The 16,826-nt window shown below is 70.2% G+C and carries 11 protein-coding genes; 9 read left to right on the forward strand and 2 right to left on the reverse strand.

Annotated features, from left to right (window positions below; all coding sequences use genetic code 11):
- Positions 1-8: 8 nt before the first annotated feature.
- Complete coding sequence (locus tag BLV39_RS10275) at positions 9-1,040, reverse strand: winged helix DNA-binding domain-containing protein (protein WP_090789639.1); 1,032 nt, start codon at positions 1,038-1,040, stop codon at positions 9-11.
- 759 nt (positions 1,041-1,799) lie between these two features.
- On the opposite strand from BLV39_RS10275, the gene BLV39_RS10280 reads away from it, so the two are divergent.
- Positions 1,800-4,631, forward strand: coding sequence for a helix-turn-helix transcriptional regulator (locus tag BLV39_RS10280; RefSeq protein WP_204082938.1), 2,832 nt, complete (start codon positions 1,800-1,802; stop codon positions 4,629-4,631).
- Positions 4,632-5,621: 990 nt separating this feature from the next.
- Here the strand turns inward: BLV39_RS10280 and BLV39_RS10285 are convergent.
- Positions 5,622-5,876 (reverse strand): hypothetical protein, encoded by a 255-nt coding sequence (locus BLV39_RS10285; RefSeq protein WP_090789643.1) that lies wholly within the window; start codon positions 5,874-5,876, stop codon positions 5,622-5,624.
- 384 nt (positions 5,877-6,260) lie between these two features.
- Here BLV39_RS10285 and dnaG point away from each other — a divergent pair, with 384 nt between their 5' ends.
- The 8 genes from dnaG (at position 6,261) to BLV39_RS10330 (ending at position 16,737) form a co-directional block, all read left to right on the forward strand.
- Complete coding sequence (gene dnaG / locus BLV39_RS10290) at positions 6,261-8,114, forward strand: DNA primase (protein ID WP_090789645.1); 1,854 nt, start codon at positions 6,261-6,263, stop codon at positions 8,112-8,114.
- 10 nt (positions 8,115-8,124) lie between these two features.
- Positions 8,125-8,661: a hypothetical protein gene (locus BLV39_RS10295; RefSeq protein WP_308442729.1), complete on the forward strand. Its 537-nt coding sequence runs from the start codon at positions 8,125-8,127 to the stop codon at positions 8,659-8,661.
- Positions 8,662-8,727: 66 nt separating this feature from the next.
- A complete protein-coding gene (locus BLV39_RS10300) occupies positions 8,728-9,660 on the forward strand; it encodes an ABC transporter ATP-binding protein (RefSeq protein WP_090789647.1) in 933 nt (310 codons plus the stop codon).
- Complete coding sequence (locus tag BLV39_RS10305; protein WP_090789649.1) at positions 9,660-10,415, forward strand: ABC transporter permease; 756 nt, start codon at positions 9,660-9,662, stop codon at positions 10,413-10,415. The genes BLV39_RS10300 and BLV39_RS10305 overlap by 1 nt, the downstream gene beginning before the upstream one ends.
- 405 nt (positions 10,416-10,820) lie before the next feature.
- Positions 10,821-11,633, forward strand: a complete 813-nt coding sequence (locus tag BLV39_RS10310) for an ABC transporter permease (RefSeq protein ID WP_090789651.1) — start codon at positions 10,821-10,823, stop codon at positions 11,631-11,633.
- Positions 11,634-11,847: 214 nt separating this feature from the next.
- A complete protein-coding gene (locus tag BLV39_RS10315) occupies positions 11,848-13,035 on the forward strand; it encodes an ROK family protein (RefSeq protein WP_176984834.1) in 1,188 nt (395 codons plus the stop codon).
- A 1,028-nt stretch (positions 13,036-14,063) separates the two neighbouring features.
- Entirely contained in the window at positions 14,064-15,617 is a 1,554-nt protein-coding gene (locus BLV39_RS10325) for a sugar ABC transporter ATP-binding protein (RefSeq protein ID WP_204082937.1), read from the forward strand.
- A gap of 34 nt (positions 15,618-15,651) precedes the next feature.
- Positions 15,652-16,737, forward strand: coding sequence for an ABC transporter permease (locus BLV39_RS10330; RefSeq protein WP_090789655.1), 1,086 nt, complete (start codon positions 15,652-15,654; stop codon positions 16,735-16,737).
- Positions 16,738-16,826 lie beyond the last annotated feature (89 nt).

Below are 16,826 nucleotides of genomic sequence, written 5' to 3' on the forward strand. Positions count from 1 at the left end.
CTTAGGGCTTAAGCGTGGAAATCCGCGAGCCGTTCGCCTTCCGCGTGCAGCCGCTCGCGCTCGGTCGCGGTGAGCGGGCGGAACTCGTCATAGCTGAGTGTGCCGTCCGTGGCCTTCCACGTGCCGGCGACCGCGCCGTCGACGAGGAACACCGGGAACGACTGCGGCGCGCGTACGTGGAAGATCCGCTTGCGGAACTCCTCCGGGAGCAGGCCCGACCGTCGCGCGTGGACCAGCAGTGCCGCGTCCCAGTTGGGCAGGAAGCGGGGTGGCGCGTCCGCGTCGCCGTCGACGATCGGTCCGCCGGCGAGGTCGACGAGCTCGGTGCCCTGCTCGTCCCGGTACGTGGTGGTGTCGAGCTCGGCCAGCACCGCGCCGACGGTGGCGACCGGCAGGCCCGCCCAGGTGGCGATCTCCTTGCGGGTGGCCGGGCCGAACCCGGTGAGGTAGCGCCGCACGAGCTGGACCCGGCCCTCCTCGACCGTGCTGTCCGGCGGACCGACCCAGTCGTCGGCGAGGGAGTAGAGGTCGGCGCGGCGCCGCTCCCAGGTGCCGCTGGGCGGTTGGCGGACGAGATCGAGCCAGAGACCGATGCCGCGCCGCCGGTCGGCGCCGATCAGCTTGTCGATCTCGGCCTGCTTGAGCGGCCCGTCGGCGAGCGCGGTGCGCAGGGTGGTGGCGGCCGCTTCCATCTCGTCATGGGACAAGGTGCCGCGCCACGCGCGCAGGGCTTGGACCCGGCGGTCCTCGCGGACGGCGAGGGCCCATGGCCAGTAGTCGCGTCGGCTGACCACGTGGATGGTCGAACGCAGCAGGGTGCCCTGGATGATCTCGCCGTCATGCAGCAGTCGAGTAACGGCTTCGCGTTCGACGGGCTCGGCACGGGACCACAGGCCGATGTAGATCGCGGGCGCGTACTGGGCCTGAAGTCCGGCCATTCGCTCCAGAACCTGGGGGAGATCGTCCTGGGAGCGCTCCAGCAGCAGCTGGCGGTGCAGAACGGTCCGGTTGATCTCTGGGACGGTCAGGGTGCGCCTCACAGCTCAGACACTTTCATATCCGCCAGGTGGCTGATGTCTCGGTGGCGATGTGCGTAGAGGCTGGTTCTCGTGCCAACCGGCCGCCCCACACAGCTATGAGCGGCGGTAACCTCCGAACGATCGGCCTCCGCAGGCGCCGATCCGATCGAGGTTGCCGCCGCCCATGGTTCGCGAGGGTTGGCCGGCCAGCACCCTGCGTCGAAGCGGATTCGATGGCTGGCACCATCGAATTAGATAGCGCTCGACCCTTCCAGGGAAGAGACGGCGCGGGGCATTATTAGATGTCAAGCCATACGTTGCTCGTGTGAATGACACTGGAGGCAGCCGCAGCCGAAAAGTGGGATGCCGCATGCGCAGAAGTCATGAACGAGCCGGTGAGGGTCGCGGCCAGGATGCCGACGACCGCTGCTCCCGCGGCCAGGGTCCGAGTGGTCCAGGCGGGGAGTCTGCGCGATGTGTTCATGGCGGGCTCCTAATAGGACATTTACAGAATCACCCTGGCCAGGTGACTGAGTATTGCAAGCAGAACCGGATTGGTTCAACGGGACGTAATGGCGCGACTACAGCCAGTTGTCGATATGCAACCTGGCCGTTCGGAACATGGATGGCGGATTTTGACCGATGTGAACGGTTTTCGCGTGCGCAACGACGTGCAATCTGCAATTGCTTGCCCGCAATGACAGCAAAAACGTGTTTCCGTAATGACCGCATATTGGGTTAAAGCGTCGCACGATCAGACGCTCCGGAGGGAGTGGATCGGTGGCAGTCTCGCCTATGGCCGCAACCCCGATCGGCCGTGAGCGGCAGGTCGACGCCCTCCGACGCCTCGTAGAAGAGCTAGCCACCGGTCACGGTTCGGCGGCGATGATCGAGGGTGAGCCCGGTATCGGCAAAACCTCCCTCGCGCGGGCCGCCGTCGCGACCGCCCACGGCACGCGGGTCCAGGTCATCTGGGCCGTGTGCGACGAGCTCAGCCAGGCGTTCCCGTTCCTGCCGCTGCTGGAGGCGCTGCGCGCCCACCCCGACGTCCCGGCCGATGAGCACGCCCGCATCTGCGACCTGCTCCGCGCCGATCCCGGCATCGGCAACCGGATGGACGTGATCCCGGCCGCGACCGAGCAGTTGCTCTCCCTGGTCGACGACGTCTGCGCCAAGGCGCCCACGATGCTCGTCGTCGACGACCTCCAATGGGCCGACGCCGCCACCGTCATGACGCTGGGCCGGCTCCTGCGCGGCATCGACCAGATGCGCCTGCTGGTGGTGGCGCTCAACCGCACCGTTCCGCGTCGCGACGACCTGCTCGCACTGCGCCGGGCGATCGAGCCCAACGTGTTCCGCATCGAGAGCCTCGACCCCGAGCAGGTCGAGGCGTTCGTCGCGCAGCTCGTCGACGGCGTGCCCGGTCCCGAGCTGCTCGAACTGGCCGGCGGCGCGGGCGGCAACCCGCTCTACCTGACCGAGCTCGTCGACGTCCTGGTCCGCGCGAAGGCCCTGGAACGCACCGACGAACATGTCGAGGCGCGGGCAACGGCCACCCCGAGCTCGCTGGCCGCCGCGATCTCCGACCGCCTCGAGTTCATCTCGACACCGACGCGCGACACGCTGCGTGTAGCGGCCCTGCTCGGGATCGACTTCTCGGTCAGCGAGCTGGCCGTCGTCTCCGGCAGCCGCCTCCAGGACCTGCTGCCCGTGCTCGACGAGGCGATCCTCGCCGGCGTACTCCTGGAAAACGGCTCGGAGATGGCGTTCCGCCACCCGCTGATCCGCCAGTGCCTCTACGACGCGATGCCCGCGGGCGTCCGCGCGGCCTGGCATCGCGACGCCGCCCGGGCGCTCGCCGACAACGGCGCGTCCGCCGAGCGGGTGGCCCGGCAGCTTCGTCCCACCGTCGAGGAAGACTCCGCGGGCAAGGTGGTCGACGCCTGGGTCGTCAGGTGGCTGTCCGACTCGGCGCCGCAGCTCGTCGGCCAGGCGCCCCAGGTCGCCATCCCGATGTTGCGATGGGCGCTCAACGGCACCGCACCCGGCAACGACGTCTACGACGTGTTGTCCTGCCGGCTCGCCGACGCCCTCTTCCGCGTGGGCGACCCGACCAACGCGGCCGACGTCGCCGCCACCGCGTTGTTGCACGTCAAGCGCCCTGACTCGCTGGTCGACCTGCACTGGACCCTGACCCAGTGCCAGGCGCTGGCGGGCCGCTCGCAGGAGTCGCTCGACCCGCTGCGCCGGGCACTGAACGCGCCGGGCGTCGGCCCACGCCAGCGGGCCAGGCTGCTGGTCCTGATCGCCCGGGCCTACCGTTCCCTCGGCCGCGTCGACGCGGCCGGCCGGGTCGCCGAGGAGGCGTTGGAAACCGCCACCGAGGCCGGCGACCGCTTCGGCATGGGCTGGGCGCTGTTCGTGCGCACCATCGTGCACGGCATGCGCGGCGAGTCCGAGCTGGCGCTGCCCCTGTTCGACCGCGCGCTGGCGGTCGCCGAGGGCGACCCCGCGCTCGCCGACCTCCGCCTGATCCTGCAGATCAACCAGGCGGTGGCCTTCGGCGTCCTGGACCGCTACGACGACGCCGTCCGCCTGGCCGAACGGGTCCGCGACGGCGCCCAACGCGCGGGCAACGTCTTCCGCCTGGCCCAGGCGCACTGCGTACTCGGCGAGTTGCTCTTCGACGTCGGCAAATGGGACGACGCCCTGGTCGAGATCGACTTGGCGCTCGACGTCTCCAAAGACCCGATGGTCGACTGCTTCCAACACGGCCTGGCCGCCACGATCCAGCTCCACCGCGGCGACCCCGACAGCGAACGCCACCTGAAGGCGGCCGACCGCTACGCGGAAAAGCTCGGCGCCCGCATCTGTCGCCCGTTCGCCATGGCCCGCGCGCTCCAGAAGGAACAGTCGGACGCTCCCGCGGCCGCACTCGAGATCCTGCTGGACGGCCTGTCCGACCGCGTCCAGGAGTCGGAAGACACGGTCAACATGCTCGCCGACGCCGTCCGACTAGCCACCACCCTCGGCGACACCTCAGCGGCGGAAGCGGTCGTCCAACGCTCCGCGGCGATGGCACAGGACTCGACCGGCCCACATCGCCGAGCGGTCGCACAACACTGCGAGAGCCTGCTGGCGGCCGACCCGGCGGGCCTGATCGAAGCGGCCAACGGCTACCGCGCCTCCGGCCGCCCACTGCCCCGAGCCCAGGCGCTCGAAGCAGCAGCCCTGATCTTCGCCGACCGCGGCGACATGTCCGAGGCCCGCAACCTGTTCACCGACGCCTTCGCCCTCTACTCGAAGATGGGCGCCGAGTGGGACCTCTCCCGCACCCAGGCGACCTTCCGCAACTACGGCATCCGCCGCGGCCCCCGGGTCCGCCACCGCCAGGCCCGCCGAGGCTGGGAAGCCCTGACGCCAACCGAGATCAAAATCGCGGCGATGGTCGCCCAGGGAATGTCCAACCCTCAGATCGCGGCGCAGTTGTTCCTCTCCCGCCGGACCGTGCAGACCCACGTCTCACACATCCTGGCGAAGCTGGAGCTCTCGTCCCGCATCGACATCGCCCGCGAGGCCGGCCAACGCGAGACCACGCACGTCGTTAGCTGAGATCGTTTGGTTGCGCGCCGTTTGGGTGGAGCTCCTCGTCGGGCTTCGCCTTAGGGCACCAGGATCTCCGGACGGCGACAAGGTCGTTCGTCCGGTTGGGCGCTCCACCTTGTCGCCGTCCGGAGATCCTGGTTCATCGGGCTACGCCCGACGAGGAGCTCCACCCCCGTTCCCTCCGGGGGTGGTTGGGGCGTGAGGCAGTCTCCAGCCCGAGGTTGTCGCGCCAGGGGACGGGGCGACCAACACGATCCAGAGCGGGTCGTGTCGGTCGAGCCGCGCGGGCCGCGATCGGGCCGCCGGTCGTGTCGGTCGAGCCGCGCGGCCGCGACCGGGCCGCCGCAGGAATGAAGGTCGGGCGCTCGTGCCGGTCACCTCGCAAGCGGCCTGACCACCTCGCCCTCCTGAAGACCTGATGCCCAACCCACCCCCCGGGGGGCAGGGGGTGGAGCTCCTCGTCGGGCGGAGCCCGCATGAATCAGGATCTCCGGATGGGGACAAGGTGGAGCGCCCCACCGGACGAACGACCTTGTCCCCATCCGGAGATCCTGATGCCCTAACGGCGCAGCCCGACGAGGAGCTCCACCCAAACGGCGCGCAACCAAAGAGGTCTAAGGCATAGCCACCGCGGACCTGGCAGCGAAGCGGTCCCTCGCGGGAGGAACGATCCGGACCACCGCGAACCCGAGCAAAGCAAGGTTCCTGAATAAGGAGACGCCACATCGGGTGGAGGCGGCCCGATGTGGCGTCAGTTCCGTGTCCGTGGAGTCGGTGCGACTTACAGCGGCGGCGCGCCGCGCTGGTCAGGAATGCCTGGCCAGCCTGGGCGGCAGGTGCAGGACCAGCCGCCGAAGCGGCGGCGGGTGCGTAGGGCGCCGAGGCGGGGTGGGTTGGACCCGCATCCGCAGCGGCGGCACGCACGACCCGCCGTGGTGGAGCGGCGCCGGCCGAGCCATCGCCCGACCGGCACCGATCCGTACCCGCGACCCAGAGTCAGCCGGCGCGGCATGACCTGGTGGCGCGTGCCTCGGGGGTCGGCTTGGAGGCACCTCGCTGTCGCGGGATGTAGGCGCGCGGAAGGTCGATCTGATCGATCTCGTCCCGTCCGCCCATGGTGAGCAGATGGCGGCCCAGGTGGGCGCGGAGGCTCGCCTCCCAGACGCTCTGCTCGATGTGTGGTGGCGACACCCAGCGATGTGAGCTGTCGCTGTAGTGCAGATGCTCGTCACCACGACCAAGAATGCTCAATGAAGACACCTTCTCCGCCGTTTCCGGCGCCGGCGGTCCCAGCGCTTGACCAAAAGCTTCGTCGGAACGCTTGGCTGAGATAACGGCCAGCGCACTGAGATGCGGGTGTCACACGGACCCCTGAAATGGCGTACGTATGCAATTGGCCTTCCAGACATGCGCCACCTGGCGGATGTCCGGGTGGCGATTCGGAGGCAGGCTCGTTAGCAACCGAGCGTGAAGTCCTCGCCGACGTACCGCCAAGGGGCTGCGGTGGTGGGAGACACAGGGGACGTGACCGACCCCCCGACGGTCACGCCCCCTGCTCGGGATACGCGTCACACCCACCCCCACCAAGATCCGCATGGCAGGGCAGGATGGAGGACGACAGGGTGAGGGGAGCGCATGGCAGGCCGGATCCGCGAGGAAGACATCGCGCTGGTTCGCGAGCGGACCGCGATCGCCGACGTCATCTCGGAGCACGTGACGCTCAAGAGCGCGGGTGGCGGCAACCTCAAAGGGCTCTGCCCGTTTCATGACGAGAAGACCCCTTCATTCACCGTCGCGCCTGGTCGGAACGTCTTCTTTTGTCACGGTTGTGGCAAGGGCGGCGACGCGCTCTCGTTCCTGATGGACGTCGACCACCTGACGTTCGTCGAGTCGGTCGAGCGGCTCGCGTCCCGGGCCGGCATCCAGTTGCGCTACGTCGAGGGCGGTCCCTCGCCCGTCCGGGCCCAGCAGCAGGGGCAGAAGCAACGCCTGGTCGCCGCGCACGCCGCCGCCGCCGATTTCTACGCCGGGCAGTTGAGCACCCCGGGCGCCCGGCTGGCCCGCGAGTTCCTCGCCCAGCGCGGCTTCAACCGCGCCGCCGCACAGGACTTCGGCTGCGGTTTCGCGCCCGAGGGCTGGGACCCGCTGACCAAGCACCTGCGCCAACAGGGGTTCACCGGGCAGGAGCTGGTCGCCGCCGGGCTGGCCCGGGAGGCGCGTTCCGGTTCCCTGATCGACCGCTTCCGGCGCCGGCTGGTCTGGCCCATCCGCGAGCTGTCCGGCGACATCATCGGGTTCGGCGCGCGCAAGCTGTTCGACGACGATGACGGCCCGAAATACCTGAATACGCCCGAGACGACGCTCTACAAGAAGTCCCACGTGCTCTACGGCATCGAGCACGCCAAGCGGGAGATCGCGCGGCAGGGGCGGGCGGTCATCGTCGAGGGCTACACCGACGTGATGGCCTGCCACCTGGCCGGCGTCAAGACCGCGGTCGCGACCTGCGGCACCGCGTTCGGCAGCGACCACATCAGCGCGCTGCGCCGGTTGCTGATGGACACCGACGCGTTCGCCGGGGAGATCATCTTCACCTTCGACGGCGATGCGGCGGGGCAGAAGGCGGCGCTGCGCGCGTTCGAAGAAGACCAGCGCTTCGTCGGGCGTACGTTCATCGCGGTCAGCCCCGACAACATGGACCCGTGCGACCTCCGCCTGGCCAAGGGCGATCTCGCCGTGCGTGACCTGGTCGCGCGCCGCGAGCCGATGGTCGACTTCGCGCTGCGGCAGATCCTGGGGAAGTTCGACCTCGACACCGTCGACGGCCGGGTCGAGGCGATGCGCCGGGCCGCGCCGCTGGTCGCCAAGCTCAAAGACCGCGAGAAGCGTCCCGAGTACGTCCGCAAGCTCGCCGGTGACCTCGGCATGGAGATCGAGCCGGTGCAGCGGGCCGTGGCCAACGCGGCGGCTCCTTCTGCCACGGCGACGGCTGCCGCGAATGCCGCTGCGGTGCGCGCCGACTCGCCCCAGGCCCGGGTCGAGCGCGAGGCGCTCAAGCTGGCGATCCAGGTGCCGGTGCTGGCCGGGCCGATGTTCGACGCCATCGACGAAGAGGCGTACTCGACCGTCGAGCTGCGTAGCGTGCGCGCCGCGATCGCCGAGGCCGGCGGCGCGGTCAGCGGCACCAGCGGGGTGGTCTGGATCGAGCGGGTACGCGACGCCTGCGGCGACCTGACCGGCAAGGCGCTGGTCGGCGAGCTCGCCGTCGAGCCGATGCTCCGCGACGGCGACCCCGACCCGCACTACGTCTCGGTGCTGCTGGCCCGCCTGCAGTGGGGCGCCACCGACACCCGGATCCGCGAGCTCAAGTCGAAGGTGCAGCGGATCAACCCGGTGACCAGCAAGGATCAATATCTGGCCCTGGCCGGCGAGCTGTTCTCCCTGGAGCAGCACGCCCGGGCCCTGCGCGAGCAGGCGGCCGGCGGGCTGTGAGGACGACGCGATGAGCATGTGGGACCTGTTCCGCCGAGCACCGAAGCTGCCGGCCGACTCCGGCGTCACGCTCGACTCCGACGAGCGGGTGATCGCCTGGTCGCGCACGGAGGCCGGCGCTTATGTGGTGGCCACCGACCGCGGCCTGCGGCTGCCCGACCGGGACCGGCTCGACTGGCACCAGATCCACAAGGCGGTCTGGTCCGGGCGCGAGCTGACGGTGACCCCGGCGTCGGTGGTCGAGCAGCGCGAGGGCTACGACGTCATGGCCGACGCGACGCCGGTGTCGGTGCTGCTGCTCGAGCCGCGCGAGGTGCCGCAGCAGGTGCGGGCCCGGGTGACGGGCTCGGTCTCGTACACCTCGCACCATGTCGTCGACGATGGCGTCGGGGTGCGGGTCGTCGCCCGGAAGGTCCGCGGCCACGACGGCCTGGCCTGGTCGGTCCGCTATGACCCGGGTGCGGAAACCTCCACACCGGACGTCCTGTCGGCGACCGGCGCGCTCGTGGCCGAGGCCCGGGTCGCCACCACGCCTCGGGATCTCTGACCGAAATTCATCAGCGGACGCCGATATCCGCTGTCCCTTGTCGTACCCCGTGGTTAGGGTCCGCCTGTGACTGAGGGCAGGCCTCTCATCGAGGCGACGGGGCTGGTCAAACGGTTCGGCGGGTTCACCGCGGTCGACGGCATCGACCTGTCCGTGCGGGCGGGCGAGGCGTTCGGTTTCCTCGGTCCCAACGGCGCGGGCAAGAGCTCGACCATGCGCATGATCGGCTGCGTGTCGCCGGTGACCTCGGGCCGGCTGCGCATCCTGGGCCTCGACCCGGCGCGCGACGGCCCGGCGATCCGCGCCCGGCTCGGCGTCTGCCCGCAGACCGACAACCTCGACCCAGAGCTGACGGTCGCCGAGAACCTGACGACCTACGCGCGGTTCTTCGGCATCCCGCGCAAGGTGGCCCGCGCCCGGGCGGCCGAGCTGCTCGACTTCGTGCAGCTCGGCGAGCGGGCGGGCATGAAGGTCGACCCGCTCTCGGGCGGCATGAAGCGGCGGCTGACGATCGCCCGCGCGCTGATCAACGAGCCTGAGCTGGTGCTGCTCGACGAGCCGACCACCGGCCTCGACCCGCAGGCCCGCCACCTGGTCTGGGAGCGGCTGTTCCGGCTCAAGCAGCGGGGCGTGACGTTGGTGCTGACCACCCACTACATGGACGAGGCCGAGCAGCTCTGCGACCGGCTGGTGGTGATGGACGCCGGGCGGATCGTCGCCGAGGGCTCGCCGCGCGACCTGATCGCCCGGCACTCGACCCGCGAGGTGGTCGAGCTGCGCTTCGCGGCCGAGTCGCAGGAGCTGTTCGTCGACAAGCTGGCCGGCATCGGCTCCCGCGTCGAGGCGCTGCCGGACCGCGTCCTGCTCTACGTCGACGACGGCGACGCGGCGGTGGCCACCGTGCACGACCGCGCCCTGCAGCCGGCCAGCGTGCTGGTCCGGCGCAGCTCGCTCGAAGACGTCTTCCTGCACCTGACCGGCCGGACGCTGGTGGACTGATGACCGCCTTGGCCGTTTTTGAATATCACTTCGTGGGCTACCGGCGCACCTGGCGGGGCACGGTCTTCGGCACGTTCCTGCTGCCGGTGCTCACCCTGCTCGGCTTCGGTGTTGGCCTTGGCGCCTACATCACCGGCGGGGTCGACGGGGTGTCCTACGTGGACTACCTCGTGCCCGGCCTGATGGTCTCCACGGCGTTCCAGGTCGCCGCGGGCGAGAGCAGTTGGCCGGTGCTCGGCAGCTTCGAGTGGCACAAGATCTACTTCGCCCAGGCCGCCGCTCCGTTGCGGGTCGCCGACATCCTCGGCGGCCACCTGCTCTTCGTGCTGTTCCGGGTGGTCCTCTCCGCCGGCGCGTTCCTGCTGGTGGCGACGCTGTTCGGCACGGTGCACTCGTTCTGGGCGCTGGCCACGCTGCCGGTCGTCGTGCTGTTCGGCGCCGCGGTGGCCGCACCGGTCTTCGCCTTCACGGCGAGCATCACCACCGACAGCTACCTCGCGCTGCTGTTCCGCTTCGCCCTGCTGCCGATGTCACTGTTCTCGGGCGTCTTCTTCCCGGTCGACCAGCTACCGCTCGGGTTGCGCGTGGCGGCCTATGCGACACCGCTGTGGCACGGCGTCGACCTGTGCCGGGCGGCCACGCTCGGTGTCGCACCGGACTGGTCGGTGCCGGGCCACCTGGCATATCTCGCGCTCTGGGTCGCTGGCGGTTGGTGGCTGGCCCGGGCCCGGTTCCGCAAGCGCCTGGTGCTCTGACGAGACGGGGAGGGGTCATGGTCGTGCTGGTGTTCGCTGGCGGCGGGTGGCTTGGCCAGGCTCTGCACCCGTGTGCGCTGAGACAGCGGTGGGTCGCTCGGCGGGACCCAGCTCTGTGGCCGCGTGGTCCGGGGTGGTGGCGGGTCGCTCGGCGGGACCCAGCTCTGTGGCCGCGTGGTCCGGGGTGGTGGCGGGTCGCTCGGCGGGACCCAGCTCTGTGGCCGCGTGGTCCGGGGTGGTGGCGGGTCGCTCGGCGGGACCCAGCTCTGTGCCCGCGTGGTCCCGGGTGGTGGTGGCGCGGGTGGCTCGTGGAGCACGGCTCCGTCTCTGCGTTGGCGGCGGTTGGTGGTTGGTCCGGGCGGGTCCGTGCCCGGGTGGTGGTCTGACGAGGCGAGGGAGAGGTTGATGGTTTCGCTGGTTCTGCCTCGGCTGGTCAGCTTCGAGGGTTCCGCCCGGCGGTCCGCGTCGGTCGCGGAGCGCAACGCTGTCGCGCTGCGGTCCGCCTACTGGCTGGTGATGATCTCGGGTTTCGTCGAACCGCTGGTCTACCTGCTGTCCATCGGGGTCGGTGTCGGTGCGCTGGTCGGCGACCTGACGTTGCCGAGCGGCGAGGTGATCGGCTACGCGGCGTTCGTGGCGCCGGCGATGCTCGCGTCGGCGGCGATGTCGGGTGCGCTGTCCGAAACGACGTTCAACTTCTTCGGCAAGATGAAGTACATGCGCCTCTACGAGGGCATGCTCGCGACCCCCGTGCGGCCGTTCGAGATCGCCCTCGGTGAGCTGGCCTGGGCGATGGTCCGCGGCTCGGTCTACTCGGCCGCGTTCCTGGGCGTGATGGTGGCGCTCGACCTCACCACCGCCGGCCGCGCGCTGCTCGCGTTCCCGGCCGCCGTGCTGGTCGGCTTCGCGTTCGGCGCGCTCGGCATGGCGCTGACCACCTGGGTCCGCAGTTGGCAGGACTTCGACCTGATGGGCTCGGTCCAGTTCACGCTGTTCCTGTTCTCGGGCACGTTCGTGCCGGCGGAGAGCTACCACCCGGTGCTGCGCTGGCTGGTCGAGGTCACCCCGCTCTACCGCGCCGTCGACCTGATCCGGGGCATATCGACCGGCACCGACGAAGTCCTAGGCGGATTGATAGACGTCGGTTATCTTCTGCTCGTCACCGTGGCCGGCCTCGCCATCGCCGGTCGGCGCATGACAACTCTGCTATGTAAGTAGCGCATCACCGCACGTCAGGGCGTTTTGGCCGGACGAAACCGGCATCTCCGCCGCAGTGCCGCGAAGATTCATTAGGCAGGGCCACAGCTTTTGTTGCTCCCAGCAAAAGTTATCGCCAAGAGATCCGAAGCTCTTTACACCTACGACGGAAGCTCATACTGTGTCGTCCACAACACCCCGGACGTTGCGCCGGTGTGAACGGGTCGACCAAAGGATGGGTGCCGTGCGGGCTGTTGAGCCTCTGCACCTGCGGCTGCTGCGGCTGCTGCGAGACAACGGTGCGGTTTCCCGCGCCGAGCTCGCTGACCGGCTGGAGATGCCTCGACCGCGGCTGCTCGCCGAGCTCGAACGCCTTGTATCGCTGGGCTACGTCGCCGAGGCCGGGCTGGCCGCCTCCCGCGGCGGTCGTCGTTCCACTTTGGTCGAGCTCAGCCCCAACCTGCGCTTCGCCGCCGTCGACCTGGGCGCCAGCTCGATCGACGTCGAGATCGTCAACGGCCGGCTGGAGCCGGTCGTGGCGTACGCGGAGCCCGCCGACATCCGCAGCGGCCCCAAGGGCACCCTGTTGCGGGTCAACGAGCTGTTGCACAAGGCCAAGGTGGACGGTGCCTACGAGCGCCTCGACGCGGTCGGCATTGGCGTCCCGGGCCCGGTCAGCTTCCGCGACGGCGTGCCGGTGTCACCGCCGATCATGCCCGGCTGGGACCGCTTCCCGGTCCGCGAGCTGCTGACCCGCGAGCACGGCTGCCCCGCGGTCGTCGACAACGACGTCAACATCATGGCCATCGGCGAACGCCACGGCGGCGTCGCCCACTCGGTCGACGACTTCCTGTTCGTCAAGATCGGCACGGGCGTCGGCTGCGGCATCTATCTCGGCGGAGAGGTATACCGCGGCACCGACGGCTGCGCCGGCGACATCGGCCACATCCAGGTCGACTCGCACGGTCCGATGTGCTCCTGCGGCAACGTCGGCTGCCTCGAAGCGTTGTTCAGCGGCGCCGCGATCGCCAAGGACGCGACCGCCGCCGCCCGCGCCGGTGGCTCGCCCGCGCTGGCCGAACGACTCGCCGCCAACGGCTCGGTCACCGCGGTCGACGTCGCCGAGGGCGCCATCGAGGGCGACGTGGTCTGCATCCGCCTGATCCGCGACGGCGGCCGCCGCGTCGGCGGTGTCCTCGCGGGCCTGGTCAGCTTCGCCAACCCGTCGATGATCGTGATCGGCGGCGGCCTCGCACAACTCGGCCACATCCTGCTGGCCGAGATCCGCAGCGTCGTCTACCGGCGCTCGCTCCCGCTCGCCACCGGCAACCTACCGGTGGTCCTGTCCGAACTCGGCAGCCGCGCAGGCGTGACCGGCGCGGCGGTGCTGGCCAGTGACATGGCCTTCATGGAGGCGTCATGACCGAGAGCACCGCCCCGGAGACCGGCACGCCATCGGGCGCCGCCGGCGACCAGGAACCGACCCCGAACGGCGCGACTCCGCAGCCGGCCGACACCACGGCGCACGCGGCGGCGGCCGGCGAAGCCGGGACTGCCGGCGCGGCCACGCCGCCCCGCAAGCGCGCTCCGCGCGCCCGGGCCGCGGCCAAGCCCGCCGACGGTGCCACCGAGTCGGCGGCGACGTCTGCGGACTCCGGTTCCACGAACGGAACCGCTGGCTCCGACGCCGCACCGGCGGCCGGCGAAGCCGGGATCGCCGGCGCGACTACTCCGCCGCGCAAACGCGCCCCTCGCACCACCTCCCGCACGCCGGCCGCGGCCAAGCCGGCCAACGGAACCGCCGAGTCGAAGGCGGCGGCAGCGTCGTCGCCGGCCGACTCCGACTCCGGTTCCGCGAACGGAACGGCTGGCTCGGACGCCGCACCGGCGGCCGAGGTCGCGCCGGCGGCAGCGTCGTCGGCGACCGACTCCGCGAACGGAGCGGCTGGCTCGGATGCCGCACCGGTGGCCGAGGTCGCGCCGGCGGCAGCGTCGTCGGCGACCGACTCCGCGAACGGAGCGGCTGGCTCGGATGCCGCACCGGTGGCCGAGGTCGCGCCGGCGGCAGCGTCGTCGGCGACCGACTCCGCGAACGGAGCGGCTGGCTCGGATGCCGCACCGGTGGCCGAGGTCGCGCCGGCAGCAGCGTCGTCGGCGACCGACTCCGCGAACGGAGCGGCTGGCTCGGATGCCGCACCGGTGGCCGAGGTCGCGCCGGCAGCCGCGACGTCTACGGGCGAGGCGGAAACCGGAATTTCCGCGACCGCCGAGCCCGAACCGGTCGCCGCGGCTGGGCCGGGCGCGAGCCCAGAACAGCCTGGCAACGCGAGCATCCCGCAGGCCCGCCATGCCGCACCGGACGAAGTAGACAGTGCCGCTTCCACTGATGCGGAAGACGTCGCGGGTGACGCTGCCGATGATGTGGACAGCTCCGCCGTGACGCCCGACAAGATCGGACCCAGCGGGGAAGCCGACGACGGTGCCGAGCGCCCGGTCGTCCTGCGCCTCACCGACGTGGTCAAGACGTTCCCCGGCGTGCGGGCCCTCGACGGTGTCCAGCTTGAGGTCCGCGCCGGCGAGGTGCACTGCCTCCTCGGTCAGAACGGCGCCGGCAAGTCGACCCTGATCAAGGTGCTGTCCGGGGCGCACCAGCCCGACTCCGGTGTCGTCGAGTGGCTGGGCGAGCAGGTCAGGTTCGCCAACCCGCAGGCCGCCAACAAGGCCGGCATCGCCACCATCTACCAGGAGCTCGACCTCGTCGACGACCTGTCGATCGCCGAGAACGCGTTCCTCGGGCACGAGCCCAAGATCGCCGGGTTCGTCAAGCGCGGCACGATCAACCGGCGTACCCGGGAGATCCTGTCCCGGCTCGGGCACGGTGAGATCACGCCGACCCGGATGGTGCGCACGTTGCCCGCCGCAGGCAAGCAGGTGGTCAGCATGGCCCGTGCGCTGTCGCACGAGGCGAAGCTGATCATCATGGACGAGCCGAGTGCCGTGCTCGCGCACGACGAGGTCGGCAACCTCTTCCGGATCATCCGGGAGCTGACCGCGCAGGGCATCGCCGTCATCTACATCTCGCACCGGCTCGAGGAGATCCGCGAGATCGGTGACCGGGTCACGGTTCTGAAGGACGGCCGGACCACCGCGGCGAGCCTGCCGGCCCGCAGCACCCCGACCCGCGACCTGGTCAGCCGGATGACCGGACGGACCATCGAGTACGTCTTCCCGGAGCGCGTCAACGCGCCCACCGAGCCGGAGGAACTGCTCCGGGTCGAGGGGCTCGCCCGCCAGGGCGAGTTCGAGGACATCTCGCTGACCGTCGGCAAGGGCGAGATCGTGGGCATCGCCGGGCTCGTCGGCTCCGGACGCTCGGAGTTGCTGGAGACCATCTTCGGCGCGCGCCAGCCCGAGCAGGGCCGGATCTACGTCAAGGGCAAGGCATTGCGGCCCGGTGCGGTCGGTGCCGCGGTGCGTGCCGGTCTGGGGATGGCGCCCGAGGAGCGCAAGGCGCAGGCCCTGCTGCTCGGCGAGCCGATCTACCGCAACATGACCCTCTCGACGTTCAGCAAGATCGCGAAGTTCGGCTTCACCGACACGGGCAAGGAGCGGGAGGAGGCGGCGAAGGTCGCCGACCAGCTCGAGTTGCGCCCGCGCGACGTGCGCCGGCCGGTGCGCACCCTCTCCGGCGGCAACCAGCAGAAGGTCGTGGTCGGGCGCTGGCTGCTCGGCGGCACCGAGTTGCTGCTGCTCGACGAACCCACCCGCGGCGTCGACGTCGGCGCCCGGGCCGAGCTCTACCAGGTAATTCACGCGCTCGCGGCGCAAGGCGTCGGAGTGCTGCTGGTTTCCAGCGAAGTTCCGGAGGTCCTCGGTCTCAGCGACCGGGTGGTGGTCATGCGCGAAGGCCGGGTCGTCCGCCAGGCGCGTGCCGAGGAGCTCGACGAAGAGACTGTGCTCGACCTCGTCATGGCGGGGTCCTTGATGGAAGGTGCGCCCGCATGACCGACATGATCAGCGGAGCGAGCGGAGACCAGCGATGACCGGGCTTCCCGCTCAGACGGCGCCGGCCGTCAAGGAGGCACTGGGCGGCGGCCCGGAGGAGCAGGGCAAGGGCGGCAACGGCTGGTGGAGCAGTGACGCCGGCGAGTCGACCCGCCGCAACCTCGGCCTGATCGGCGTGCTGGTCGGGCTCATCGTGATCGGCATCATCACCCGCCCCGACCTCTACGGCCGCGACGGCTGGTGGATCGACAACGTCTGGGCGATCCTCAAGCTGGGTTCGACGGTCGGTGTGGTCGCGGTCGGCATGACCTTCGTGATCATCGGCGGCGGCATCGACCTCTCGGTCGGCGCGATCATCGCGCTCGCCGGCGTCTGGTGCACGACGGTGGCGACCCAGGAGTTCGGCGCCGGCGGCATGATCTTCACGGCGCTGCTGGTCGGCCTCGGGGTCGGGTTGGTCAACGGCTTCCTCATCTCGTACGGGAAGCTGGTCCCGTTCATCGCGACGCTCGCGATGCTCGTGGCCGCCCGCGGCCTGGCCGCGCAGATGTCCAACAAGCAGACCCAGCAGACCAGCAACCAGACGATCAACAGCATCGCCGCGGACAGCTTCCTCGGCGTGCCGATCCTGGTCTGGATCCTCGGTGTCGTCGTGCTCCTCGGCTGGATCCTGCTCAACCGCACGACGTTCGGTCGGCGCACGGTCGCGATCGGCGGCAACGTCGAGGCCGCCCGCCTGGCCGGCATCAACGTCCGGCTGCACACCATGATGTTGTACGCGCTGGCCGGGCTCTGCTGCGGGATCGGCGCCATCATGCTGACCTCGATCGGCACGTCGGCGCAGGCGGCCATGGCCACCAACTACGAGCTCGACGCGATCGCCGCTGTGATCATCGGCGGCACGCTGCTCAGCGGCGGCCGGGGCACCATCGTCGGATCGCTGCTCGGCGTCGTCATCTTCTCCACCATCACCAACCTGTTCACCCTCAACGCTTTGTCGACCGAGGTTCAGAACATGGTCAAGGGCGGCATCATCGTGGTCGCCGTGCTCATCCAGCAGTTCCGTTTCAACTCCGTGAGCCAGTTCTTCAAACGGAACCGGATCACTACAGCTAGCTGAAACTGACACGCACCATCCATGGTGGTCGTCCGATCCGGACGGTCGCTTGGCAGCACACACCCTGATACCCCCGCAAGTAGAGATTCCAG

Source organism: Asanoa ishikariensis (assembly GCF_900107455.1).
GTDB classification, from domain to species: domain Bacteria; phylum Actinomycetota; class Actinomycetes; order Mycobacteriales; family Micromonosporaceae; genus Asanoa; species Asanoa ishikariensis.

What these genes read in the sequence shown, in the direction of transcription:
- BLV39_RS10330 (WP_090789655.1), top strand. Translation starts at nt 15,652, where the DNA reads ATGACCGGGCTTCCCGCTCAGACGGCGCCGGCCGTCAAGGAGGCACTG.
- BLV39_RS10315 (WP_176984834.1), top strand. Translation starts at nt 11,848, where the DNA reads ATGGGTGCCGTGCGGGCTGTTGAGCCTCTGCACCTGCGGCTGCTGCGG.
- dnaG (WP_090789645.1), top strand. Translation starts at nt 6,261, where the DNA reads ATGGCAGGCCGGATCCGCGAGGAAGACATCGCGCTGGTTCGCGAGCGG.
- BLV39_RS10310 (WP_090789651.1), top strand. Translation starts at nt 10,821, where the DNA reads ATGGTTTCGCTGGTTCTGCCTCGGCTGGTCAGCTTCGAGGGTTCCGCC.
- BLV39_RS10305 (WP_090789649.1), top strand. Translation starts at nt 9,660, where the DNA reads ATGACCGCCTTGGCCGTTTTTGAATATCACTTCGTGGGCTACCGGCGC.
- BLV39_RS10295 (WP_308442729.1), top strand. Translation starts at nt 8,125, where the DNA reads ATGAGCATGTGGGACCTGTTCCGCCGAGCACCGAAGCTGCCGGCCGAC.